At 76.8% G+C, this 24,237-nt stretch carries 23 protein-coding genes, 1 tRNA gene and 3 riboswitches; of the genes, 18 read left to right on the top strand and 6 right to left on the bottom strand.

Going from position 1 to position 24,237, the window contains the following annotated elements:
• The 5 genes from QNH85_RS09055 to QNH85_RS09075 form a co-directional block, all read right to left on the bottom strand.
• A complete protein-coding gene (locus tag QNH85_RS09055; RefSeq protein ID WP_282945885.1) occupies positions 1 to 348 on the bottom strand; it encodes a PGPGW domain-containing protein in 348 nt (115 codons plus the stop codon).
• 110 nt (positions 349 to 458) lie between these two features.
• Positions 459 to 1,847, bottom strand: a complete 1,389-nt coding sequence (locus tag QNH85_RS09060) for an NtaA/DmoA family FMN-dependent monooxygenase (protein ID WP_282945886.1) — start codon at positions 1,845 to 1,847, stop codon at positions 459 to 461.
• 11 nt (positions 1,848 to 1,858) lie between these two features.
• Positions 1,859 to 3,019 (bottom strand): LLM class oxidoreductase, encoded by a 1,161-nt coding sequence (locus QNH85_RS09065; protein WP_282945887.1) that lies wholly within the window; start codon positions 3,017 to 3,019, stop codon positions 1,859 to 1,861.
• Positions 3,020 to 3,080: 61 nt separating this feature from the next.
• Positions 3,081 to 3,668 carry a flavin reductase family protein gene (locus QNH85_RS09070; protein WP_282945889.1) on the bottom strand — a complete coding sequence of 196 codons (588 nt, stop codon included), beginning with the start codon at positions 3,666 to 3,668 and terminating at the stop codon, positions 3,081 to 3,083.
• A complete protein-coding gene (locus QNH85_RS09075) occupies positions 3,665 to 4,237 on the bottom strand; it encodes an NAD(P)H-dependent oxidoreductase (protein WP_282945891.1) in 573 nt (190 codons plus the stop codon). The genes QNH85_RS09070 and QNH85_RS09075 overlap by 4 nt, the downstream gene beginning before the upstream one ends.
• A 20-nt stretch (positions 4,238 to 4,257) precedes the next feature.
• A riboswitch (SAM riboswitch) is annotated at positions 4,258 to 4,387 on the bottom strand.
• A gap of 203 nt (positions 4,388 to 4,590) precedes the next feature.
• Positions 4,591 to 4,703: riboswitch (SAM riboswitch) on the top strand.
• Positions 4,704 to 5,662: 959 nt separating this feature from the next.
• On the opposite strand from QNH85_RS09075, the gene QNH85_RS09080 reads away from it, so the two are divergent.
• From QNH85_RS09080 to QNH85_RS09155, 16 genes are all read left to right on the top strand, one after another.
• Entirely contained in the window at positions 5,663 to 6,133 is a 471-nt protein-coding gene (locus QNH85_RS09080) for a hypothetical protein (protein WP_282945892.1), read from the top strand.
• Between the two features lie 43 nt (positions 6,134 to 6,176).
• A complete protein-coding gene (locus QNH85_RS09085; RefSeq protein ID WP_282945893.1) occupies positions 6,177 to 6,812 on the top strand; it encodes a GNAT family N-acetyltransferase in 636 nt (211 codons plus the stop codon).
• Positions 6,809 to 7,867, top strand: coding sequence for an amino acid ABC transporter permease (locus tag QNH85_RS09090; RefSeq protein ID WP_282945894.1), 1,059 nt, complete (start codon positions 6,809 to 6,811; stop codon positions 7,865 to 7,867). Before QNH85_RS09085 ends, QNH85_RS09090 begins: the two co-directional genes overlap by 4 nt.
• Entirely contained in the window at positions 7,864 to 8,736 is an 873-nt protein-coding gene (locus tag QNH85_RS09095; RefSeq protein WP_282945895.1) for an amino acid ABC transporter ATP-binding protein, read from the top strand. The genes QNH85_RS09090 and QNH85_RS09095 overlap by 4 nt, the downstream gene beginning before the upstream one ends.
• 62 nt (positions 8,737 to 8,798) lie before the next feature.
• Positions 8,799 to 9,818, top strand: coding sequence for an ABC transporter substrate-binding protein (locus QNH85_RS09100; RefSeq protein WP_282945897.1), 1,020 nt, complete (start codon positions 8,799 to 8,801; stop codon positions 9,816 to 9,818).
• Positions 9,819 to 9,857: 39 nt separating this feature from the next.
• Positions 9,858 to 11,066 carry an LLM class flavin-dependent oxidoreductase gene (locus tag QNH85_RS09105; protein WP_282945899.1) on the top strand — a complete coding sequence of 403 codons (1,209 nt, stop codon included), beginning with the start codon at positions 9,858 to 9,860 and terminating at the stop codon, positions 11,064 to 11,066.
• A 63-nt stretch (positions 11,067 to 11,129) separates the two neighbouring features.
• Positions 11,130 to 11,486 carry a rhodanese-like domain-containing protein gene (locus QNH85_RS09110; RefSeq protein ID WP_282945901.1) on the top strand — a complete coding sequence of 119 codons (357 nt, stop codon included), beginning with the start codon at positions 11,130 to 11,132 and terminating at the stop codon, positions 11,484 to 11,486.
• A 49-nt stretch (positions 11,487 to 11,535) separates the two neighbouring features.
• Positions 11,536 to 12,648, top strand: a complete 1,113-nt coding sequence (locus QNH85_RS09115) for an LLM class flavin-dependent oxidoreductase (RefSeq protein ID WP_282945903.1) — start codon at positions 11,536 to 11,538, stop codon at positions 12,646 to 12,648.
• Between the two features lie 12 nt (positions 12,649 to 12,660).
• Complete coding sequence (locus tag QNH85_RS09120; protein WP_282945904.1) at positions 12,661 to 13,776, top strand: LLM class flavin-dependent oxidoreductase; 1,116 nt, start codon at positions 12,661 to 12,663, stop codon at positions 13,774 to 13,776.
• Between the two features lie 55 nt (positions 13,777 to 13,831).
• Positions 13,832 to 13,946: riboswitch (SAM riboswitch) on the top strand.
• 76 nt (positions 13,947 to 14,022) lie between these two features.
• On the top strand, positions 14,023 to 15,657 hold the full coding sequence (locus tag QNH85_RS09125; protein ID WP_282945906.1) for an ABC transporter substrate-binding protein: 1,635 nt from the start codon (positions 14,023 to 14,025) through the stop codon (positions 15,655 to 15,657).
• Complete coding sequence (locus QNH85_RS09130) at positions 15,657 to 16,616, top strand: ABC transporter permease (protein WP_282945907.1); 960 nt, start codon at positions 15,657 to 15,659, stop codon at positions 16,614 to 16,616. The genes QNH85_RS09125 and QNH85_RS09130 overlap by 1 nt, the downstream gene beginning before the upstream one ends.
• Entirely contained in the window at positions 16,613 to 17,560 is a 948-nt protein-coding gene (locus QNH85_RS09135) for an ABC transporter permease (RefSeq protein WP_282945909.1), read from the top strand. The genes QNH85_RS09130 and QNH85_RS09135 overlap by 4 nt, the downstream gene beginning before the upstream one ends.
• The gene (locus QNH85_RS09140) at positions 17,557 to 19,224 is read left to right on the top strand and encodes a dipeptide ABC transporter ATP-binding protein (RefSeq protein ID WP_282945911.1); all 1,668 of its coding nucleotides are present in this window, start codon (positions 17,557 to 17,559) and stop codon (positions 19,222 to 19,224) included. Before QNH85_RS09135 ends, QNH85_RS09140 begins: the two co-directional genes overlap by 4 nt.
• 90 nt (positions 19,225 to 19,314) lie before the next feature.
• Complete coding sequence (locus tag QNH85_RS09145; RefSeq protein ID WP_282945913.1) at positions 19,315 to 19,818, top strand: hypothetical protein; 504 nt, start codon at positions 19,315 to 19,317, stop codon at positions 19,816 to 19,818.
• Positions 19,819 to 19,900: 82 nt separating this feature from the next.
• Complete coding sequence (locus QNH85_RS09150) at positions 19,901 to 20,173, top strand: DUF1905 domain-containing protein (protein WP_282945915.1); 273 nt, start codon at positions 19,901 to 19,903, stop codon at positions 20,171 to 20,173.
• Between the two features lie 69 nt (positions 20,174 to 20,242).
• Positions 20,243 to 20,443, top strand: coding sequence for a hypothetical protein (locus QNH85_RS09155; RefSeq protein ID WP_282945917.1), 201 nt, complete (start codon positions 20,243 to 20,245; stop codon positions 20,441 to 20,443).
• 119 nt (positions 20,444 to 20,562) lie between these two features.
• Here the strand turns inward: QNH85_RS09155 and QNH85_RS09160 are convergent.
• Positions 20,563 to 20,635: transfer RNA gene (locus tag QNH85_RS09160), tRNA-Arg, on the bottom strand.
• 175 nt (positions 20,636 to 20,810) lie between these two features.
• Here QNH85_RS09160 and QNH85_RS09165 point away from each other — a divergent pair.
• Positions 20,811 to 22,502 (top strand): dynamin family protein, encoded by a 1,692-nt coding sequence (locus tag QNH85_RS09165; RefSeq protein WP_282945918.1) that lies wholly within the window; start codon positions 20,811 to 20,813, stop codon positions 22,500 to 22,502.
• A complete protein-coding gene (locus QNH85_RS09170; protein ID WP_282945920.1) occupies positions 22,499 to 24,082 on the top strand; it encodes a GTPase in 1,584 nt (527 codons plus the stop codon). The genes QNH85_RS09165 and QNH85_RS09170 overlap by 4 nt, the downstream gene beginning before the upstream one ends.
• Positions 24,083 to 24,237 lie beyond the last annotated feature (155 nt).

The following is a 24,237-nucleotide window of genomic DNA, read 5'->3' on the forward strand; positions in this document are numbered from 1 at the left end:
CTATCCGGCGCTCTCGCCGCGGCGCCGCGCCCGGCGGTCCCGCCACGACTGCCACACCCGCATCACGAAGGCCTTGAAGCGGTCCGTCAGGCGGCGGACCGCCGGGAACTCGGTGCCGAGGATGCCGAGACCCAGGAAGATCAGCAGCCAGCCCGGCCCAGGCAGGACGAGCAGGGCGATCCCGACGGCGACCACCGACCCGCCGACGACCGTCACCACGACCTTGTACGTCAGCCGGAGCCACGGCGTGCTGTCCAGGCGCGCGCGCAGCCGGGCCAGGGCGAGGTGCGCGCCGGTGTCGGTGCGCTCGCCGGCGGCGATCTCGGCGGCCAGGCCGTCGTCGGGCACGCGGCCTCCGGGGGTCGAGGTGTCCACGGCAGCATGACGTCCGGGACGCCTCGATTGTTCCCGGGACCGGCGGGTGAGATCCGGGCCGCCGGGCGGGCGCGGGCCGTGCGTCAGCGCGCCACGAGCTCCGGGGTGCGCGCGTCCGCCGCGGGGTGCGCCCCCGACGGGCCGCGGCGGGTCAGCGGCCCCCGCAGGCCCAGGTGCTCGCGGAGCGTCGTGCCGGCGTACGCGGTGCGGTAGGCCCCGCGCTCCTGCAGCTCCGGCACGACCCGGTCGACGATGTCGTCCAGCCCGGACGGGATGATCCAGGGGCTGATGTTGAACCCGTCGACCGCGCCCGTCCGGACGAACTGGACCAGGCGGTCCGCGACGGCCGACGGCGTGCCGACGAACCCCCGCTCGCCCGTGACGCGCACGACGAGCTGCCGGATCGAGAGGCCCTCCGCCTCGGCGAGCGACCGCCACCGCGCGGCGACCTCGTGGGTGCGGGCGCCGGTCGTCGACGTCCCGCCCTCCGCGCCGAGCTCGGCGACGACCGGGTCGTGCGCCGGGAGCGGGCCGTCCGGGTCGTAGCCGCTGAGGTCCTCGCCCCAGATCGTGCCGACGACGTGCAGCGCCGTGGCGGGGCTGACCTGGTTCCACCGGACCCAGCGGTCCTTCTCCTCGGCCTCGGCGGCGGTGTCCCCGACCACGACGGCGGTGCCCGGGAAGATCTTCACGTCGTCCTCGGGCCGGCCGGCGGCGACCGTGCGGGCACGGATGTCCTCGGCGAACGCCAGCGCGTCGGCGAGCACGCTCCCGTGCCGGCTGAAGATCACGTCCGCCGACCGGGCGGCGAAGTCGCGGCCCTGCGGGGAGTCGCCGGCCTGGAAGATCACCGGGTGGCCCTGCGGGCTGCGGGGGGTGGTGGGGTCGACCTCCGCGTCCAGCAGCTCGCCGTGCACGGACACGTGGGCCACGTCGCCGGCGTCGGCGGCGGGCCAGGCGTCCCAGATCCGGCGGGCGGTGGCCAGCACCTGCTCGGCGCGGTCGTACCGGCGGGCGTGGTCGAGGTAGCCGCCCCGGCGGAAGTTCTCCCCGGTCCAGGCGTTGTCCGTGGTCACGACGTTCCACGCGGCGCGCCCGCCGGACAGCACGTCCAGGCCGGCGAGGCGCCGGGCGAGGTCGACGGGGTCGTTGTAGGTGGTGTTCTGGGTGGCGACCAGGCCGATCCGCTCGGTGACCGCCGCCAGCGCCGCGAGCTGCGTGATGGCGTCCGGGCGACCCACCACGTCCAGGTCGTGCAGGGCGCCGCGGCTCTCGCGCAGCCGCAGGCCCTCGCCGAGGAAGAAGGCGTCGAACAGGCCGCGCTCCGCGGTGCGGGCCACGCGCTCGAAGGACGCGAAGTCCGTCTGCGAGCCGGACTCGGGGTCGGACCAGATGGTCGTGTGGTTGACGCCCTGGAAGAAGACGCCGAAGTGGACCTGCGCCGCGGGGCGCGTCAGGGGGTGCTCGGACATGGCGGGACTCCTCAGGCGGACTGCCGGGCGGACCCGGCGAGGCGGTGGGCGGGACGGGGCAGGCCCAGGTGGTCGCGCAGGGTCGCGCCGGCGCGCGGGGCGGCGGCGAGCCGGGCGGCGCGCAGGGCGGGCAGCACCTCGCGGGCCAGCACGGGCAGGTCGACGTCGAGGACCGCGGGGAGCAGCCGCACGCCGGCGACCTCCTCGGACGCCGCGAGCTCGGTGAGCAGCCGGACCAGCCCCGCCGCGTCGCCGACGTGCCGCAGGGCCCGGCCGGGCGCCGGCGGTCGGGTGCCGTCCAGCTCGGCGAGCCGCTCGCGCCCGGTGCGGTCGGCGGTGTCGAGGACGACCTCGATCTCGACCGCGGCGAGCGGTGCGCCCGGGGTCGCTCCGCGGGCCTCCCGGGCGGCGGCGAGCGCGCCGGCCACGTCCGCGCCCGCCACGCCCGCACCGCCCACGCCCGCACCGCCCGCGCCCCCGACGAGGGCCACGTCCACCAGGTCCTCGCCCGGCCGGCCGGCGGCGACGTCGCCCGCCCGCGCGAGCACCACCAGCTGGCCCTGCGGCGGCCGCGGCGTGATGAGCGGGCCCACGACGGAGAAGCTCGCACCGCGGAAGTCGACGCGGTGCACGCGGCCGCGGTCGACGTACCGGCCGGTGGCGACGTCCCGGATCACCGCGTCGTCCTCCCACGAGTCCCACAGGTCGCGGACCACCTGGACGACGTCCCGCGCCTCGCGGTCCAGGTCCGGCACCGCCGCCCGGCCGTACGCCGCGGGTGCCGCGTCGCCCGGGGTGACGGCCGCCAGCCAGCCGCCCCGGCCGGACGCGGCGATGTCGAGCGACGCGAGCTGCGCGGCGACGTGGAACGGCTCGGGGTAGGTCGTCGGCACCTCCGGCACCAGGCCGAGGGCCGTGGTGGTCCGGGACACGAACGCCGCGCGGGTGACCGCGTCCAGCCGCGCCGAGGTGGTGGCCCCGGGCGCGGCGGGCAGCACCGCGTCGGCGAAGGTCGCGAAGGTGAAGCCGGCGTTCTCGGCGCGGCGCACCGTCCCGGCCAGGCGGGCGCCGGAGACGAGGTCGGCGCCGCTCAGGCCGGTGACGGCGGCGGCCGCGGGGTGGCTGCCGGCGCCGTCGACGTCGACGCCGAGGAACAGGGGTGGGGTGGTCATGCGGTCCTCCGAGGGGCGCGCGGGTGCGGGGTGACGGTCGGTGCGGGGGCGTCGGGGCGCCTCAGAGCGCCGAGTGCCCGCCGATCCGGTGGTAGGTGCGGTCGTGGTAGACGAGCGGGGACGGCGGGCGGCCCGCGTCCCCGGCCGCGCCCCCAGCCGTGTCGGCGGCGGGGGAGCCGGCGGACAGGGCCCGCAGCGAGACCAGGTAGCTGTCGCCCACGGGCGTGCGCTGCAGCACCCGCGCCCGCACCCACGACACCGCGCCGTCGATCACGGGCTCACCGGTCGCGAGCGACGACCACCCGCCGGCGGCGAACCGGTCGATCCCGCTGGTTGCGAACCGGGCGGAGACGTCGTGCTGGTGGTCCGCGAGGAAGCTCACCGCCAGCGTCGCGGCCCCCGAGACGGCCGGCCACGACGAGGAGGTGGACGCGAGCGAGAACGCGAGCAGCGGCGGGGCGGCGGACACCGAGATGACGGACGTGGCGGTGAACCCGACCGGCTGCCCCTCGTGCCGCAGCGCCACCACGGCGACGCCCGCGGGGTGCCGGCGGAACACCGACTTGAACTCCTGGGCGTCCAGCTGCCGCTCGTCCTGCTCGGCGAGCAGCCGCTCGAGCGCCGACAGGTCCGTGTGCTCGGCGGTCACCGGGCCACCGCCACGGCCGGACGGGTGACGGCGGGGTCCGCGGGCACGCCCGCAGCGCGCCGCAGCGCCGCGCCGGACCGCAGCAGCCAGGCGTCGAGCACCGCGTCGAGGTCGGGCAGCTGCGCCTCCGTGACCGCGAGCGCCCGGGTCGGCACGACGGCGCCGAGCTCGACGAGCACCGGCCGCAGGTGCACCTCGCCGGCCAGCGCGTGCGCGGGGTTGCCGGACACGACCAGCGGGACGGCGACGACCCCGGCGAGGCCGTCCGGGCCGTACAGGTCCAGGAACGCCTTGAGCAGCCCGGTGTAGGACGCCTTGTAGACCGGCGTCGCGACGACCGCCACGTCGGCGGCGGCGAGCCGGGCCAGGGCGTCGTCGGCGGCGGGGTGCACCGGGGCGAGCACCTCGCCCGCGAGCTCCGCCAGGTCGACGGTGGTGACCGCGGGAGCGGGGCCGTCGGTCAGGTGCTCCGCGACGCGGGCGGCGACCGCGCGGGCGGCCTGGAGGGTGCGGGAGCCGGGCCGCGGGTTGCCGGAGAGGGCGACGACGGCAGGGGGACGGGACGTCATGGGGTGCCTCGCAGACGGGTCGATCACGCTTGCCGCGCGGCGGAACGGGGGGTGAGCCCCGGCCGACGGCCAGGTCATCTCCCGGAGCACCCCGCCGTGACGTGGGGTTGCTGCCCAGCAAGCCGGGGCTTGGCGCTGGGACTCGTGACCTCGGGCGGCTGTCTAGCACCGGCGGGCGCGCGGGCCGACGGTGCGCGGGGGAGTTCTCACGATCCGGGACCGTGCGTCGCCCCCGCGGTGACATCGCTCCGCCATGCGAGACGCCGCACCCGGCTCGTTGACTTCCCGAGCGCGGCGTCCCTAAGTTCCGCGGCACCGAGTCACGCCGAGCAGCACCGGCGGTGAGGCCCGGTGGTCATGAGCTCCGACACCAAGCCCCGGCTCGTCGGACGGCAACCCCCCGCGCGGGTGGGTGCCCCGGGTGAGGACCAGGCCCGCTGCCGCCGGCAGTGGGGCAACACGCGAGCCCGTCCCCCGGCGGGCGCACCGAGGAGCACGCATGAACCGGAGCACGCCGACGCCGACCGCGCGTCCGTCCTCCCGCGCCGCACGGCCCTGCGCCGTGCCCGCCGGCCTGCCGGGCGCCGTCGCCCCGCGCGCCGCCTCCTGTCGCTGTCGCTGACCTCCCGCACCCCGCCGCGCCGAGCGCGCGCAGCGCCCCGCGCGCGACCTCGCGCCGCGGCCCGCCGGTCCGCGTCCCACCGGCCGCACCCCACCGGCCGCACCCCACCCCGTCCGGCACCCCGGTCCGCGCTGCCGCGCGCCGTCCCGCCCTGCCGCCCGCGAACGGAGCCCCGCCATGCCCCCCCCCCCCCCCCGCCCGGCCCCGCCCGGCCCCGCCCGCCCCGAGGACCGGCACGTCGTCCTCGCCGTCGACCTGACGGCGCTGGGCGCCCGCCCCGGCGGCCACGGCCCGCACGGCGTGGTCGTCCCGCGCCCCTTCGACGGCGAGCGCCTGGCGCGGCTCGTGCACCGGGCCGTCCGCGGCCTGCTCGACCTGGTCCTGCTGGGCGACGCGTTCTTGCTGCACCCCGGCCGCCGGCAGGTCCCGGGCCGGCTCGACGCCGCCGTGGCCGCCGCCCGGGTCGCGCCGCTCGGCACCGGCACCGCCCTCGTCGCCGGGGTGGCGCACGAGCACGTCGACCCCGCGCACGTGGCGGGGGCGGTCCGGGGCGTGCAGCGCGCCGGGCGGGGACCCGCGGGCTGGTTGCTCTCCGGCCCCGCGCCGGGTGCGGACGAGCGCGAGTGGCGGCGGCGCGGAGGCTGCCGTGGCGGCGGTCGAGGGGAGGGGACGGGCCCGGGGACGCCGGCGCCCTGCTGCTCGACCCCGACGGCCGGTTCCGCGTCGACCACGACGGGGTGCGGTTCGCGGTGGGGCCGGGCGGCCGCCGTCCCGGTCCCGGCCCCGCGGCGGGGTGGCCTTGCGTGGTTCTCCCCGTCTCCGGTGCGGCGGGGGCCGCGTGGGCGGGGCGGCGCGGGGCCGTCGCGCGGATCGCCGTCCCGGACGTCGCGCAGGGCGCGCGGCTGCGCTCGCTCGTGCGGGACGCGGCGGCCGTCGCCGGGCGCCCGGCCGGCGCCGTGCGGGTGCTCGCCGACGTCGACGTGGCGCTCGCGGACGACCCGGAGACCGCCGCCGCCCGGCTCGCGCTCGCCCGGCCCGGGGACGGCGGCGGGACCGCCCACGCCGGCGCGCGGGTCCCGGTGCTCGCCGGGACGGGCGCCGACCTCGCCGCGCTGGCGGCCGCCTGGGTGGACGCCAGCGCGGCCGACGGGTTCGTCGTCCGCCCCTCGGCGCCCGAGGCCGACCTCGACGCGCTCGTCGACCGCGTCGTCCCGGCGCTGCAGCACGCCGGGCTGTTCCGGCTCCGCCCGTCCGCCGCGCTCGCCACCACCTGACCGGGCGCCACGCCCTCCGCCCGACCGACCCCGAGGTGATCCGATGACCACGACCGAGCTGCCGACACCGGCGCCCGCGCACCCCGACGCCGCCCACCCCGACGCCGCCCACCCCGACGCCGCCCGGCTCACCGTCCGCGCCGTCGCGCTGCACGACCCGCTGGTGCGCCCGCTGCTCGACGGCCTCGCCCACGAGTACGGCACCCGGTACGAGCGGCTGCTGACCCCGGCGCAGCTGCGCGACGAGCTCGAGCACTACGGCGCCGAGGAGTTCGCGCCGCCGGACGGCGAGCTCGTGCTCGTGCTCGACGACGGCGAGCCCGTGGCGGGCGGGGCGTTCCGTCGCCGCCACGAGCCCGAGCTCGGGGACCCCGCCCGCCTGACCCGCGCCGGCGCGCGCACCGAGGACGGGACGCCGGCGGTCCGGACCGCCGAGCTCAAGCGGATCTGGACCCACGCGGCGCACCGGCGCCGGGGCCTGGCCCGGGTCGTCCTCGCGGAGCTCGAGGCGCGCGCCGCCGCGCGCGGCTACCCGCGGATCTACCTGACGACCGGGCCGCGGCAGCCCGAGGCCGTCGGCCTCTACCGCGCCGCGGGCTACACGCCCCTGTTCGACCCCGCCGCCGACCCCGAGACGGTCGGCGCGCACGCCTTCGAGAAGTGGCTGGTGACCTCGTGACCGACCTCGCCCTGCGCCCGCCCGCAGCGCCCACCGCCCCGGCGCTCGCGGACCTGCCCGTCCGACCCGCCCGGCACCCCGGCCGGTGGGTCGCCACCGCGGGCGTCGCCGTCCTGCTCGCGATGGTCGTCAGCTCGCTGCTGACCAACCCGCAGTGGGAGTGGGACGTCGTCGCGACGTACCTCACGTGGCCGTCCGTGCTCGAGGGGGTGTGGGCGACCCTCCGGCTCACCGCGGTCGCCAGCGTCATCGGCTTCGGCCTCGGCACGGTGCTCGCGCTCATGCGCCTGTCCCGGTCGCCGCTGCTGCAGTCGGTCTCGTGGGGGTACTCCTGGGTGTTCCGGTCGGTGCCCCTGATCCTGCAGCTGCTGCTCTGGTACAACCTCGCGTACCTGTACCCGCAGCTGTCGCTCGGGGTGCCGTTCGGGCCGGAGCTGGTGGCGTTCGACACGCTGGACGTCGTCGACAAGTTCGGCGCCGCGGTGCTCGGCCTGGGGCTGTCACAGGCCGCGTACTCCGCGGAGATCGTGCGGGCGGGCATCCTCGGCGTCGACCAGGGCCAGCACGAGGCGGCGGCGGCGCTCGGCATCCCGCGCGGCCGGCAGCAGCTGCGGATCGTGCTCCCGCAGGCCATGCGCACGATCGTGCCGACCTCGGTCAACGAGACCATCGGCCTGCTCAAGGGCACGTCGGTCGTCTACGTCCTGGCGTACGGCGAGCTGTTCTACACGGTCGGCGTGATCTACGGCCGCAACCAGCGGGTGGTGCCGCTGCTGCTCGTCGCGGCGATCTGGTACCTCGCGACCACCACCCTGCTGACCGTCGCCCAGTACTACCTGGAGCGGCACTACGCGAAGGGTGCCCTGCGCACCCTGCCCCCGACGCCCCTGCAGCGGCTGCGGTGGACGCTCGCCGTCGCCGCCGGGCGGCTCACCGGCCGGCCGCTGCCGGCGGACCTGCCGCCGTCGTTCCTGGCCGCCGCCCGGCGCGGCCACCTCACCCGCACCGGCGCCCGGGACGGCGCCGCCACCCGCGACACCGGAGGCCCGGCATGACCGCCACCCTGAGCACCCCCACGCCCACCGACGCGGCACCCCTCGCCAGGTCCGCCGGCCGCACGACGGGCGGGCACCTGCAGATCCACGGCCTGCACAAGGCGTACGGCACGCTCGAGGTGCTGCGCGACGTCGACCTGGAGGTCCGCCCCGGGGAGGTCGCCGTCGTCCTCGGCCCGTCGGGCTCGGGCAAGTCGACCCTGCTGCGGCTGATCAACCACCTGGAGCGGCCGGACCGCGGGTTCGTCGCGCTGGACGGCGAGGTGATCGGGTACGCGCGTCGCCGCACGGGCCGCATCCGCCCGTCCCGTCGCCGCACCGGCGGGACGGAGGTGCTGCGCGAGCTGACGGAGCGGGACGTGCTGCGCCAGCGCACGCGCATCGGATTCGTGTTCCAGAACTTCCACCTGTTCCCGCACCTCACCGCGCTGCAGAACGTCGTCGAGGCCCCGGTGTCCGCGCAGGGCCGGCCGCGGTCGGAGGTGGAGCCCGAGGCCCGGGCGCTGCTCGCCCGGGTCGGGCTTGCGGACAAGGCCGACGCCCGGCCCCGGCAGCTGTCCGGCGGGCAGCAGCAGCGCGTGGCCATCGCCCGGGCGCTCGCGATGCGGCCCGCGCTGCTGCTGTTCGACGAGCCGACGTCGGCGCTCGACCCGGAGCTGGTCGGCGAGGTGCTCGAGGTCATCCGCGGTCTCGCGCACGGCGGCACGACGCTCGTGGTCGTCACCCACGAGGTCGGCTTCGCCCGCGACGTCGCCGACACCGTCGTCTTCATGGACGGCGGCGTCGTGGTCGAGCACGGCCCCGCGGCCCAGGTGCTCGGCGCACCGGCCCACCCCCGCACCCGCGCGTTCCTCGACAAGGTCCGCTGACCCCCGTCCGCACCCGTCCGCACCCGTCTGCCTGCACCTCCCCACCACCGAGAGGCACCACCATGCGCACGACCACCCCGAGCCGGCCGCGCCGCCGGTCCGCAACCGCCGCCGCCGCCCTGGCCGTCGCCCCCGTGCTCGCCCTGCTCGCCGCCTGCGGCGGGACGTCCGACGCCGCCGAGGGGGGCGAGGCCGGGGGTGATCTCCAGGCCGCCGCCGAGGCCGCCGGCCTGGAGGTGAACACCTCGCCGGACCAGGACCGCATCCACACCCAGGAGAACCCGGACGCGATCGCGCTGCTCCCGCCGGAGCTCGCCGCGAAGGACACCCTCACGGTCGCGGTCGGCGCGTTCACCGCGCCGCTGTCGTTCCTCGCCGACGACGAGGCCACCCCGATCGGCAACGAGACGGACATCGCGCAGCTCGTCGCCGACGCCCTCGGCAAGGAGCTCGACCTGCAGGTCAAGGCGTGGGCCGACTGGCCGCTCGCGCTGGAGTCCGGCGACGTCGACGCCGTCATCGCGAACGTCACCGTCACCGAGGAGCGCAAGGAGAAGTACGACTTCTCGTCCTACCGGAACGACCAGCTCGGCTGGCTGGTGCAGGCCGACAGCGACATCACCGAGGTCGACGAGCCGTCGGACGTCGCCGGGCTCACGGTCGCCGTCGGGTCCGGCACCAACCAGGAGAAGATCCTGCTCGCCTGGGACCAGGAGAACCAGGACGCCGGCCTGGACCCCGTGCAGGTCGAGTACTTCGAGAACGACGGCGACACGATCCTCGCGCTCCAGTCCGGGCGGATCGACGCCTCGTTCGGCCCGAACGCCAGCGCGTCGTACAAGGCCAAGGTCTCGCCGCAGGACTTCGCCGTGGTCGGCACCCTCAACGGCGGCTGGCCGGACACCGCGCAGATCGCCGTCGCGACGGTGAAGGGCTCCGGCGCGGCCGAGGCCGTGACCGCCGCGCTGCAGGGCGCGTTCGACGACGGCACCTACCAGCAGGTCCTGGAGCGCTGGGGCCTGGAGGACGAGGCCATCGAGGCGCCCGAGACCAACCCCCCGGGCCTGCCGAAGACGTCCTGACACCGGCCGCACCCCGCCCACAGTCCTCCAGGAGGAACCATGTCCGACGACCTCCAGCGGGTCCCGCTGTCCGTGCTCGACCTGGCCGTCGTGCCCGAGGGCGCCACCGGCGCGCAGGCGGTGCGCGCGGCCGTCGACCTCGCGGTCGACCTCGACCGGCTCGGCTACCACCGGGTCTGGTACGCCGAGCACCACCTGTCGCCCGGCGTCGGGTCCGCCGCCCCCGCGGTGCTGGCGGCCGCCGTCGCGGCCCGCACGGAGCGGATCCGCGTCGGGTCCGGCGCCGTGCTGCTCAGCACCACGAGCCCGCTCGTCGCGGCGGAGCAGTTCGGCACGATCTCCGCGCTGCACCCGGGGCGCGTGGACCTCGGGCTCGGGCGGGCGTTCACGCCGCCGCCGCAGCGGGAGGGCGACGCCGGCAGCCCCGCGGCCGCGCCGGCCCCGGAGCGCCCCCGCGTCGGGGCGCGGGTCGTCGACGGGCTGTACGTCCCCGCGGCGCCCCCGTTCGACGCGTCGGACTCCGTGCTGCGGGAGCGGCTGCTCGCCCAGAAGCGCGTGGTCGGGGCGTCCCGGACGCCGGCGGCGTTCCGCGACGAGCTCGAGCTGGTGCTGGGCCTGCGGGCCGGGACCTACGCCGAGGCGGACGGCACCCGGCACGTGTCCCCGCCGGTCGAGGGCGCGGCGTTCGACCTGTGGGTGCTCGCGTCGTCCGCGGGGGAGAGCGCCCGGGTGGCCGGGGAGCTCGGGCTGCCGATCGCCGCGAACTTCCACGTCAGTCCCGCCACGACGCTCGACACGATCGCCGCCTACCGCGCGGCCTTCCGGCCCGGCGTCCTGGCCCAGCCGTACGTCGTCGTGTCGGCGGACGTGCTGGTCGCGGACACCGTCGAGCGCGCCCGGGAGCTGGCGACCCCGTTCACCGACTGGGTGCTGTCCATCCGGCGCGGCGCCTCGGGCGCCGTCGCCTACCCGCGGCCCGGGGACGCCGTGCCGTGGGAGGCGCGGGACGCCGGCGAGCGGGCGCTCGTGGCCGACCGCGTCGACACCCGCGTGGTCGGGGACCCCGCGACGGTCGTCGCCCGCCTGGAGACGCTGCAGCGCGTGACCGGCGCCGACGAGCTCCTGGTCACCACCGCCACGCACGACCCCGCCGACGCGCGCCGGTCGTTCGCGCTCCTCGCCGACGCGTGGCGGCGCCCCGTCTCGCCCGCCCCCACGGCCGGCGCGGTGCCGGTCCTCGTCCCCTGACACGCCCGACCCCCTGACGAGCCCGTCCCCTGACGAGCCCGTCCCCTGACGAAGGAGCACACCATGACCAGCACCCCGCCCCTGAGGCCCGCGTCCGAGGCCGCCGCCGAGTTCGAGCGCGGCGCCCTGCTGATCGACGTCCGGTCCGCCGGCGGCCGCGCGGCGCACGGCGACATCCCGGGCGCGACCCTCGCGGACCGCACCGACCTGGACGCCCTGTTCGGGCCCGTGGGCACCCCGGTGATCTCGATCGACACCCCGGTGGTCGTGGTCTGCGGCTCGAACGCCGGCTCCGGACCGGTCGCCGAGGAGCTCGCCGCGCGCGGGTACACCGTGTCGCACGTCGACGGCGGCTTCCCCGCCTGGAAGGCCGCCGGCCTGCCCGCCACGGAACCGGCCGCCCCGGCCGACCAGGCCTGAACGCCCGGCACATCCCCCCGCACCCCCGCACCCGCAGGAAGGCACCACCATGCCCGTCGAGTTCCTCGGCATCGCCACCGCCAACGACGGCTCGGAGACCCGCGCCGCCACCACCCGCCCGTTCGACCCGGCGTTCCTGGAGCGCATCGTGCGCGCCCACGAGGACAACGGCTGGACGCGCGTGCTGTTCGCCTACGGGTCGTCCGGCCCGGAGCCGGCGGCGCTCGCGGCGTACACCGCCGCCCGGCTGCAGTCGATCGAGCTGCTGCTCGCGCACCGGCCGAACGTCTCGTACCCGACCTACGCCGCCAAGACGTTCGCCACGCTCGACCAGCTGTCGGGCGGGCGGCTGTCGGTGCACTTCATCACCGGCGGCAACGACCACGAGCAGCAGCGCGAGGGCGACACCCTCACCAAGGACGAGCGGTACGCGCGCACCCAGGAGTACATCCAGATCGTCCGGCAGGCGTGGACGTCCGCCGAGCCGTTCGACCACCACGGCCGGTTCTACGACTTCGACGACTTCCGCCTCGACACCCGGCCGGTGGACGGGCACGTGCCGACCATCTCGTTCGGCGGGTCCTCCGACGCGGCGTTCCGGGTCGGCGCGGCCGAGGCCGACATCTTCGCGGTGTGGGGCGAGCCGCTGGACCGCACGCAGGAGCAGATCGACCGGGTGCACGCCGAGGCCGCCGCAGCCGGGCGCGCGACCCCGCCCCGGATCCACGCCGCCTTCCGGCCGATCATCGCGCCCACCGAGGAGCTCGCCTGGGAGAAGGCGCACCGGGTGCTGGACCGGATCGAGGCGCGCAAGGCGGCCCTCGGCGGCGTGCTGAGCCCCCGGCACCCGGCCGACAAGCCGGAGAACGCGGGGTCGCAGCGGCTCCTGGAGATCGCGGCGCAGGGCGACCGGTTCGACTCCGTGCTGTGGACCGCGACGGCCCGGGCCACGGGCGGCGCGGGCAACTCCAACGCGCTCGTCGGCACGCCGGAGCAGGTCGCGGAGGCGCTGCTGGCGTACTACGACCGCGGTGTCCGGATCATCTCGGCGCGCGGGTACGACCTGCTCGACGACGCCGTGGACTTCGGCCGGTACGTCATCCCGCTCGTGCGCGAGGGGGTCGCCGCCCGCGACGCCGCCGCTGCCGCCGCCGCGGCCTGAGCGGGACGCGGCGTGCGGTTCCAGCTGCTCGACATCGTCTTCAACCCGCCGCACCCGGTGACCGGGAGGGCGGTGCCGCCGGCGGACCGGCTCGCGCGCACGGTGCGGCACGCCGTGCTGGCCGAGGAGCTGGGGTTCGACTCGTTCGCCGTGGGGGAGCGGCACGCCGGCGACGTGCTGTCGTCCGCCCCCACGGTGATCCTCGGGGCGGTCGCGGTGTCGACCAGCCGCATCCTGCTGTCGACCGGCGTCACGGTCCTGGCGCTGCTCGACCCCGTGCGGGTCGCGGAGGACCTCGCCACCGTCGACCAGCTGTCCCGCGGGCGGCTGGAGATCGTCATCGGCAAGGGCAACGAGGTGCTGCAGTACCCGCTGCTGGGGCTCGACGTCGGCAGGCAGTACGAGTACCTCGAGGAGAACTACGAGCTGCTCCGGCTGCTGCTGTCCGAGGAGGACGTGACCTGGGAGGGCCGGCACCGGCACCGCCTCGAGCACGCCACCACCCTGCCCCGCCCGTACGCGGGTCCGTTCCGCATCTGGCACGGGTCGGCGACGTCCCGGTTCGCGGTCGAGCTCGCGGCGCGGTGGGGCGACCCGGTCGTCACGGCGAACGCGCTCCAGCCGCGGGAGAACTACCAGGTGCTGATCGACCACTACCGCGAGCGGTACGCCGCGCACGGGCACGACCCGGCGGCGGCGTTCGTCGGCGCCGGGTCCGGCGGCCTGTTCCTGGCCGACACCACCGAGGCGGCGGTCGCCCAGTACCGGCCGCTGTACCAGGGGCAGGTGGACGCCGCTGCGCGCCGCGGGTACGGGGCGGACGCCGTCGGGAGGGCGCCGAGCTTCCGGACCCTGGAGGAGGCGGTCGAGCGCGGGCCGGCCCTGGTCGGGTCCCCGGAGCGGGTGGCCGAGAAGATCCTCGACTACCACGCGTCCTACGGGCACGTGCTGCAGTCCGTCTCGGTGAACCACCTGCTCGACCCGGCGGAGCAGGAGGACGTGCTGCGCCGGTTCGCCGAGGAGGTCGCGCCGCTCGTGAGGGCCGAGGTGACGACCGACCTGTGGAGCGCGGCGGACCCGCGCCGGGCGGCCGGGTTCACCGCGGCGACACCCGGATCCGGCATGTGAGAACCCCGCGGCGGCTCCTTGACCGGCCCCGCCGCCGCGGGTTCCCTCACCCCCGGGTGACGAGCGCCAGCACCAAGGCCCGGCTCGCTGGCCAGCAACCCTTCGACGTGACGGGGTGCTCCGGGAACGACCTGACCCGACCGCGACCGCGGGACGGGTAAGCACGGCAACGGCCGCCGGACCGCGCCCCCGCGCGCTCCGGCCCCGCGCCGGCCGGCCCCTGCCGGCGACCACCAGGAGCTCAGCATGACCACACCTCCCCGCCGGCGGGACGCCCGCTCGGGCGCCGCCGCCGCCCTCGCCGCCACGACCCTGCTGCTCGGCGCGTGCTCGGGCGGCGCGGGCGGCTCCGGCGGTGACGGCCCCACGGACGCCGCCGCGTCGGCCGAGCCCGTCGAGGGCGGCGACCTCCGGTTCGCGATCACCGTCGACTCCCGCTGCATCGACCCGCAGCAGGTCGGCAACAACGACGCGATCGCCGTGGCCCGCCAGACCGTCGCGTCCCTGACCGCCCAGGACCCGGAGTCCGGCGAGATCGTGCCGTGGCTCGCCGAGAGCTGGGAGGTCGGCGACGACGCGTCGAGCTACACGTTCCACCTGCGGGACGACGCCGTGTACGCCGACGGCACGCCGATCGACGCCGCGTCCGTGAAGACGAACTTCGACACGATCGTCGCCCTGGGCGCCACGGCGTCGCTCGGCTCGCAGTACCTGGTCGGGTACGAGGGCACGACGGTCGTCGACGAGCGGACCGTGACCGTGGACTTCGCCGCCCCGAGCGCGCAGTTCCTGCAGGCGAGCTCGACGTTCTCGCTCGGCCTGCTGTCGCCCGCGTCGGCGACGCTGACGCCCGAGGAGCGGTGCGCCGGCGACTACGTGGGCTCTGGGCCGTTCGCGGTCGAGTCGTACACGCAGGACCAGGAGGTCGTGCTCTCCAAGGTCGACGGCTACGCCTGGGGCTCGGCCGCGAACGACCACACCGGCGAGGCCTACCTCGACACCGTGACGTTCCAGGTCATCCCCGAGGCCTCGGTCCGCGCGGGCAGCCTGCAGTCCGGCCAGATCGACGCGACGGCGGCGATCAACCCCGTCGACCAGGCGCAGTTCGACGGCAACGGGTTCTGGCTCGAGCAGCGCGCCAACCCCGGCGTCGCCTACCAGCTGTTCCCGAACGAGTCGAGCCCGCTGGCGTCCGACGAGGCCGTCCGCGTCGCCATCTCGAAGGGCATCGACCGGCAGCAGATCGTCGACACCGTCCTGACCGAGCGCGACCAGGCCGCGTCCGGCGTGCTGTCCCACTCCACGCCGCTGTTCGAGTCACTCGCGGACGACCTCGCCTACGACCCGCAGGGCGCCGAGCAGCTGCTGGACGACGCGGGCTGGGCGGTCGGCGACGACGGCATCCGCGAGAAGGACGGCCAGCGGCTGTCGACGACCGTGACGTTCTGGCAGGACCCCGCGCCGCTCGAGCTGGTGCAGCAGCAGCTCCGGCAGATCGGCGTCGACCTCCAGCTCCAGCACGTCGAGATCGCGGAGTCCACGGCGATCAAGGCCGACGGGGACTTCGACTTCGACTACTACAACCTCACCCGGTCCGACCCGGACGTGCTCCGGACCGTGTTCTCCGCGAACGCCCGCAACATCAACAAGCGGGCGCCGGAGGAGGTCGACGACCTGCTCGACCGGTCCGCCGCCGCCACCGACCCCGCCGCGCGCGAGGAGCTGGTCACCGCGGCGTCGCGGCTGCTGATCGAGCACGGTCACGCCATCCCGGTCTACGAGCTGTCGACCACGATCGCCGCCGCGGAGCACGTGCACGGCCTGACGTTCGAGGGCTCCAGCCGGCTGGACTTCTACGACGCGTGGGTGGACGCCAGCTGATGGCCCGGTACCTCGTGCGGCGCGCCGCCCAGGGCCTGCTCGTGCTCTGGGCGGCGTTCACCCTCGCGTTCTTCGTCCTCTACCTGCTGCCCAGCGACCCCGCCGCGCTCGCGGCCGGCGCCGGCGGCGAGGTGCAGGACGTCGACCCGGCGCTGCTCGACGACCTGCGCGCGCAGTACGGCCTGGACCGGCCCGTGCTCGTGCAGTACGCCGACGCGCTGTGGCGGGCCCTGCGGCTGGACTTCGGGGCCTCGTACCAGTCGGGCGCACCGGCGGGGACGCTCGTCGCCCAGGCGCTGCCGGAGACCCTGAAGCTGACGGGTGCCGCGCTGGCGCTCGCGGTGGCCGGCGGTACCGTGCTCGCCGTCGCCTCAGTGCTGCCGCGCAGCCGGGCGCTGCGCCAGGCGCTGTCGGCGCTGCCGCCGCTCGGGGTCGCGCTGCCCACGTTCTTCGTGGGCCTCGTGCTGCTGCAGTGGGTGTCGTTCCGCGCGGGGCTGCTGCCGGCGATCGGCAACGACGGGTGGCGCAGCCTGGTGCTCCCCGCCGTCACGCTGGCCGTCCCGCCGGGCGCCCAGCTCGCCCAGGTGCTGTCCCGCAGCCTGCGCAGCACCCTCGGCGAGCCGTACGTGGAGACCGCCCGGGCGAAGGGCGCCGGGCGGCTGCGCGTGCACCTCGGGCACGCCCTGCGCAACGCGGCGATCCCCGCCTTCACGATGCTCGGCGTGGTGGTCGGCTCCCTGCTCGGCGGGGCGGTCGTCACGGAGACGGTGTTCTCGCGCGTCGGGCTGGGGCGGCTCACCGTGCAGTCGGTCGACCAGCAGGACGTGCCGGTGGTCCTCGCCGTCGTGGTGCTGTCCGCGCTGGTGTTCGTGGTCACCACCCTCGTCGTCGACCTGCTGTACCCGCTGCTCGACCCGCGGATCCAGTCCCGCGGTCGGCTCGGGGCGGTGGCCGCGTGAGCGCCGCCGTGTCCGGCCCGCTGGCGCGGACGACGGACGAGATCGAGATCACCGACCGCGAGGACGCGCGGTCGATCCTGCGCCGCGGCCGGGTGCGCGGCGCCGGGGCCACCGGCCCGCGGGTCGCGCGGGCCGCCCGGTACCTGGTCCGACGGCCCGGGCTGGTCCTCGCCGGCCTGGTGCTGCTGCTCGTCGCCGCGTGGGCTGTCGCACCGGGGGTGTTCGCGTCCGGCGACCCTCTGACGGGGGTCCCCGCGGACCGACTGCAGCCGCCGTCCGCCGCGCACCTGCTCGGCACCGACCACCTCGGCCGCGACGTCTGGACCCGCGTCGTGCACGGCGCCTCGCTGTCCCTGCGGACGACGACGCTCGCGGTCGCGGTCGGCCTGGTCGTGGGCTCGCTGCTCGGCCTGCTCGCGGGATTCCTGCGGGGGTGGGTGGACGACGTGGTCGGCCGGCTGGTCGACGTCCTGCTCGCGGTGCCCAGCATCCTGCTGTCGCTGGCGATCATCACGGCGCTGGGCACCGGTGCGGCGAAGATCGCCGTCGCGGTCGGCATCGGCGCGGTCGCGACGTTCGCGCGCGTGATGCGCGCCGAGGTGCTGCGCACGTCCACCTCGGTCTACGTCGAGGCGGCGCGGGCGTCCGGGTCGCGGTGGTACGCGGTGCTGCTCCGGCACGTGCTGCCGAACTCGTCCGGACCGGTCCTGGCGCTCGTCGCGCTGGAGCTCGGGGCGGCGGTGCTCGCCGTGTCCGCGCTGAGCTTCCTCGGCTACGGCACGCCGCCGCCCACCCCGGAGTGGGGGTCGCTGGTCTCCGGCGGCCGCGACTTCCTCGCCACCGCGTGGTGGCTGACGACCCTGCCCGGGCTCGTGATCGTCGCGGTGGTGCTGGCCGCCAACCGCGTGGCGCGCGCCCTCGAGACGACGGGAGACGACCAGTGACGCAGGAGGACCGGGGCACGGAGCCCGTGCTCGAGGTGCGCGGGCTGGAGGTCGCGTACCGGACGGCCGGCGGCGGGACCTACCGCGCCGTGCGGGGCGTCGACCTGACCGTCCGCGCCGGCGAGGTCGTCGCGCTGGTGGGGGAGTCCGGCTCCGGCAAGAGCACCACTGCCCACGCGGCGCTGCACCTGCTGGCCCGGGGCGGCGCCGTCACCGGCGGCACCGTGCGGCTCGCCGGCCGGGACGTGTCGCGGCTGACCGACAAGGAGCTGCAGGCGGTGCGCGGCCGCGAGGTCGGGCTCGTGCCCCAGGACCCGACCGTCTCGCTCAACCCGGTGCAGCGCGTCGGCGACCAGGTCGCGGAGGTGCTCGTGATCCACGGGCTCGCCCGGCGGGCCGAGGCGCGCCGCCGCGCGGTCGAGCTGCTGCGGCGCGCCGGCATCGACGACCCCGCCGCCCGCGCCCGCCAGTACCCGCACCAGCTGTCCGGGGGCATGCGCCAGCGGGTGCTCATCGCCGTCGCGATCGCCGCCGGCCCGCGCCTGCTCGTCGCGGACGAGCCCACCAGCGCCCTCGACGTCACGGTGCAGCGGCGGATCCTCGACCACCTGGATCAGCTCGTCCGCGACCAGGGCACGGCGCTGCTGCTCATCACGCACGACCTCGGCGTGGCGGCCGACCGCGCCGACCGGATCGTCGTGCTCGAGCGTGGGGTCGTGGTCGAGGAGGGCACCGCCGAGGAGGTGCTGCACGCCCCGCAGCACCCGTACACGCAGGCGCTCATCGCGGCGGCCCCGAGCCTCGCGAGCGAGCGGCTCGTCGCGCCGGCGTCGGTCCCGGTGCCCGCGGCGTCGACCGGGGACGGCGTCCCCGTGCTCGAGCTCGCCGACGTGCGCAAGGCCTTCCCGCTGCCGCGCGGCGCCGCGTCCCGGGCGGTGCTCGCGGTCGACGGCGTCAGCCTGCGCGTCCAGCGCGGCCGCACCTACGCCCTGGTCGGCGAGTCCGGGTCCGGCAAGAGCACCACCGCGCGGCTCGCCCTCCGCCTGGAGCGCCCGTCGTCCGGCCGCGTGCTGTTCCGGGGCCAGGACATCACCGCGACGCGCGGCGAGGCCCTGCGGCGGCTCCGGCGCGGGTTCCAGGTCGTCTACCAGAGCCCGTACGCGTCGCTCGACCCGCGGTTCACCGTCGAGCAGGTGATCACCGAGCCGCTGCGCGCCTACGGGATCGGCACCCGCGCCGAGCGGTCCGCGCGGGCCCGCGAGCTCGTCCAGGACGTCGCGCTGCCCCCCGACGCGCTGCGGCGCAGCCCTCGCGAGCTCTCCGGCGGGCAGCGGCAGCGCGTCGCGATCGCCCGGGCGCTGGCGCTGCGGCCGGACCTGGTCGTGCTCGACGAGCCGGTGTCCGCGCTCGACGTGTCCGTCCAGGCGCAGATCCTCGAGCTCCTGGTGCGGCTGCAGGCCGAGCACGGGCTGACGTACCTGTTCATCTCGCACGATCTCGCCGTGGTCCGGCAGGTCGCCGACGAGGTCGGGGTGCTGCACCACGGGCGGCTCGTGGAGCAGGGCACCGCGGAGCAGATCCTGCTGGACCCGCGGGAGGAGTACACGCGGGAGCTCGTCGCGGCGATCCCCGGCGGGCGGGTGCGTGCGGCGGTGGTGGGCTGAGCGGCCCGGCGCCGGACGTAGACTGGGGGTAGCCCGGTATCGAGGACCTCTCCGTGAGGCGACGACCCGGATCCAGCATCGGAGGGCGTCATGCCCGTCCACCCCGTCTCCAGCTCCACGTCCCTGCGCACCGGTGAACCTGTCGTGCCCGAGGCTCGTGCCGGAGGTGACGTGGGCGCCACCGGCGACGACACGCTGCGGCTCGCGTCCATCTTGGTCAGCGGACTGCCCGCGATGCTCGGGACCGACGACGAGCCCACGACGTACACGGTGCCGGTCGTGTTCACCCGCCAGGTGACCCACCCCGAGAAGACGGCGATCGAGGGCCGCGACAGCACGCAGCGGCTCGCCGAGCGCGGCTACCCGCGGGTGACGCTCAAGGTCTCCGACCGGCGCCTGCTGATCGGGAACACCACCCTGGGACAGCTGCGTGACGGCCTGGCTCACGAGCTCGTCGCCCTGCTCACCGACATCGACGGCGACCTGAGCGAGCAGCGCGGCCGGGAGGACGCCGAGGCCGTCGCGCGCGAGTCCGCCGCCGCCGACCGTGCGGCGAGCGTCCAGCACCTCGTCGAGGAGATCCGGTTCGTGTAGCGGCAGAACGCTGATCCGGCACGGCAGCGAGCCGACCCCTGCATGCCGTGGTCGACGGCGAGACCCCGCATACGCTGCGGTCATGGGCGCAGAGCAGCTGAGCTTCCGGACGACGATCGGTGTCGAGGTCAAGGGCGAGACCTGGAGCTGTGTGGAGATCCCGGACTCCGCGGAGTTCTTCGGCACCGGGAGGACGGTCCGGGTCGACGCGGCCGTCGACGACGTGCTGCTGGAGAACGTCGGCGCGATGGTGACCGGGACCGGCGGGCACATGGTGTCGCTCAGCGCCAAGGTCCGAAAGGCGCTCGGCAAGGACGTCGGCGACACCGTCGACGTGACCATCACCCCGAGGTAGCGCGGGGCGGGTGGCCGGCCGCCTGCGGAAACGGCCACATCGGCGGGCGGTCAGCGCCATGATGAGCAGATGGAACCTCGCCGTGGGCGCATGCTCACCGTGCTCACGTCGGTGCTCGTCGGAGCAGCGATCGGTTCGCTGCTCGCCCGATGGGTGTTCCGCGAGTCGGACCTGTGGTCGGTCCTGCTGATCGCAGGTGCGGCCGCGACGGCGTCCGGTGCCGGTGCGGTCTTCCGGGGTGCCCGGCGCGCGAGCCGGCCGTCGAGCTGACGCCGGACGGGACCGCTTCACGCCTTGACGTGCAGCAGCCCTGCCCGGGTGGGACACGTCTGCGACCCGCCTCCCGTGGGCGCTCACGTGTCGGGAGGGAAGTTCCGAGTGCGACGCGGTGCCCCCAGCAGGACTCGAACCTGCAACCGACGGATTAGAAGGCCGTTGCTCTATCCATTGAGCTATGGAGGCGCGTCCGGGGCGGCCTCGCGCGGCACGGTGCCCGTCCGGCGCACCAGCCTACGCGGCCGGGGCTCCCCGGTGCCGCCCTGCCCGGCGGTCTCGTGCGCTGCCCGGCCGGATTCCCGCGCAGGTCACACGGCGCGTAGGTTTGGCCGCCGTCCCCCGGACGGGCGAGGATGAGGCCGTGAGCGCGCAGGCGGAGAGCACGGCCGCGAGGGAGGTCCTCGACCGGCCGCTCGCCGCCACGTCCCTGCGGGACGCGCTCACCGACCTGCTGCGTGACGTCCGGGCCACCGGCTTCCCGCTGGAGGTGCCCGGGGTCACGGCGGACCGCGCCTCGCGCACCCGCCTGGTGGACCAGCTCGCCGACCACCTGGTGCCGCGGCTGCGCCGGCTGTCCGCACCCGCGATCGTGGTGGTGGCCGGATCCACCGGAGCGGGCAAGTCGACGCTCGTGAACTCGCTGGTCGGCACGGAGGTGAGCGTCGCCGGGGTGCTGCGTCCGACCACCCGCCGGCCGGTGCTGGTGCACCACCCGGAGGACGCCGAGCTCGTGCGCGAGCACCCCGTCACCGACGCGGTCGAGGTCGTCGAGTCCGACCGGGTGCCCCGCGGCATCGCGCTCATGGACGCCCCGGATCTCGACTCCGTCGAGGAGGGCAACCGCCGGGCCGCGCACCGGCTGCTCGAGGCGGCGGACCTGTGGCTCTTCGTGACGACCGCCGCCCGGTACGGCGACGCGCTGCCGTGGCGGGTGCTGAGCGGGGCGCGAGAGCGGGGCGCGTCGGTCGCGATGGTCCTCAACCGGGTCGACCCGGCGTCGCTGCCGACGGTGCGGGGCGACCTGCTGGAGCGGCTGCGCGGGCACGACATGCAGGGCTCGCCGCTGTTCGTGGTGCCCGATCTGGGCCCGCACGAGGGACCGCTGGACGCCGCGCTGATCGCGCCGATCACCCGGTGGCTGACGATGCTCGCCGGCCCGGACCGCGCGCGGACCGTCGTCGCCCGCACCCTGCGCGGCTCGCTGGCCGCGCTGCGCCCCTGGGTGGACGAGCTCGCCGAGGCCGTCGAGCGGCAGGCCGCCGCCGCCGCGACGATCCGCTCGCTGCTGGTCGACGCCGCGCGCGAGCCCGCCGAGGACGCCCGCCGGACCGTGCGCCGCGGCGCCGTCGCCCAGGGCGCCGCGCAGGCGCGGTGGGCCGAGCTCACGGCCCCCGGTGGCCCGCTGGCCGGGGTGGTGCGCGGCTCCGGCCGCGTCGACCGCTCACGGCGCGCGGGCCGGGACCGCGGCGCCGCCGTGCTGCCGCTGGTGCAGGACCTCGTGTCCTCGGCGTCCTCCACCCTCGCCGCCGCGGGTGCCGCCACCGAGCGGGCGCTCCGGGACGCCCTCGCGGCCGGGCCCGCGGGCGCTCCCTCCGCGGCGTCGCTGTGGTCGGCGACCGACCGCGCCGCCGACCGGCCGCGGGAGGTCGAGCGCGCCGCCCGGGACTGGGTCGGGGGCGCCGTCGAGGTGCTGACCGAGGCCACGCCGACCCCCGTGCCGCCCGGTGCCGACCGGGCGGCACGCCGCGCCGCCGCCACGGCCGCGAAGCGCGCAGCCGCTGCCCAGCGCGCGCTCGGCGACGAGGGTCTCGCGGCGCTGGCGCTCGCGGCCGCCGCGGGGCTGGAGGCCGCCGAGCGGATGCTCGTCAACCTGCTGGGGGAGCGCGGCACCCGGGCCGTCGAGACGCTGCGGGACCGGCTGGTCGAGCACGCCGCCGCCCAGGCCGACCGCGAGGGCGCAGCGGCCGCCGCGGTGCTCGACCGGCCGGAGCTCGCCCCGGACGCCGCGTCGCTGCTGCGGCTCCGCCTCGCCGTGATCAAGGGGCTGACATGACCGGGCCGACGACCGACGGGCCCGCGCCCGAGGGCCAGGGCGCGGCGACCGTCGTCGACTCCGCCGCCCCGTCGTCCGGGTCCGCCGCCGTCGCTCCCGAGCAGGACGCCCGGAGCGACACCGCCGCGCTCACCCGGCGCCTCGCGCGCCTGGACGAGGCGCTCGTGGTGGCCGGCGACCGCGTGGACCCCGCGACCGCCGCCCGCGTCCGGTCGATCGGCGACCAGGTGCGGTCGCGGCTCGCGCTCGGCGTCGACCACACCGTCGTCGCGCTGCTCGGCGGCACGGGCTCCGGCAAGTCCAGCCTGTTCAACGAGATCTGCGGCCTCGACTTCGCGGAGGTCGGCGTCAAGCGGCCCACCACCGCGGAGGCCACGGCCTGCGTGTGGGGCACCGGCGGCGACGCGCTGCTCGACTGGCTCGAGGTGGACCCGGACCGGCGCATCGAGCGCGAGAGCGCCCTCGACGGCGAGACCGAGGCGCCGCTGCGGGGCCTCGTGCTGCTCGACCTGCCCGACCACGACTCCATCGAGCCCGCGCACCGCGCCGCCGTCGACCGCCTGCTGCCGATGGCGGACCTGCTGGTGTGGGTCGTCGACCCCCAGAAGTACGCCGACGACGCGCTGCACTCGGGGTACCTGCGCCGGCTCGTCGGGCACGAGGGCGCGATGCTCGTGGTCCTCAACCAGGTCGACACCGTGCCGCCGGAGCAGCGCGACGCCCTGGTCACCGACGTGGCCCGCCTGCTCGTCGAGGACGGCCTCACCGGCGTGCCGGTCCGGACCACCTCGGCCCGCACCGGGGAGGGCATCGCCGAGATGCGGGACGCGCTCGCGGAGGTGGTCGGCCGGCAGAGCCTCGCCGCGCGGCGCGCGTCCGCCGAGATCGTGGACTCCGCCCGGCTGCTGGAGGGCGAGGTCGCCGACGCGGAGCCTCCCGCCGACGCCCTCGACGTCTCTCCCGTGGCCGTGACGCTCGCACAGGCCGCGGGGCTGCCCGCCATCGCCGACGCCGTCGCGGCCGTCGTGCGGGGCAGCGAGGACCCGCTGCCCTCGTTCGTCTCGGTCCAGCCCGGCACGGTCGCGCTGGCCCGCGGGCAGTGGGCGGACGCCGTCACGGCGCGGCTGCCGCGCCGGTGGGCGGAGTCCGTGCGCAGCGGGCTCGCGGAGACCGAGCAGATCCGGTCCGCCGCGGACGAGGCGCTGTCCCACGTGGCGGTCGTCGCCCGCCGCTCGGGGCTCGCGGCGACCCTGTCCGTGCTGGCGTTCGTGCTCGGCGTCGCCGCCGTCGTGGTGGCGGCCGTGGGCGGCGGGGTCGCGCTCGGCAGCGGTGGTCCGTCCGAGGCGGTGCGCCTGCTGTGGCCCGTGGCCGCCGGGCTGGTGGTCCTCACGGTGCTGTGCGCCGTGCTCGCCGTGCGCGCGCGCAGGTCGGCCGCGGTGCGGCGGGCGGAGCGGGTGCGGCAGGACGGGCGCCGGGCGCTGGAGGGCGTGGCGGAGCAGTGCCTCGCCGCGCCGACCCGGGCCGTGCTCGCCGACCACCGGCGGGTGCGCGAGCTCGCGGCGGGTGCGCGGCAGGGCTGACCGCACCATCACGGCGCGCTGAGCCGTCCACAGGCCGGGCTCGGTCGCGTGGTCCCCAGGGCGGCGCCGGGCCGGGCGCTCGGGGTGCGGCGGGTCCGCCAGCGTGTCGTCCACCGCCGGCCCGACCGGGTGCCGGCACGGACGAGGAGGACGCA

It is taken from the genome of Cellulomonas endometrii, assembly GCF_949769265.1.
Lineage (GTDB): Bacteria > Actinomycetota > Actinomycetes > Actinomycetales > Cellulomonadaceae > Cellulomonas > Cellulomonas endometrii.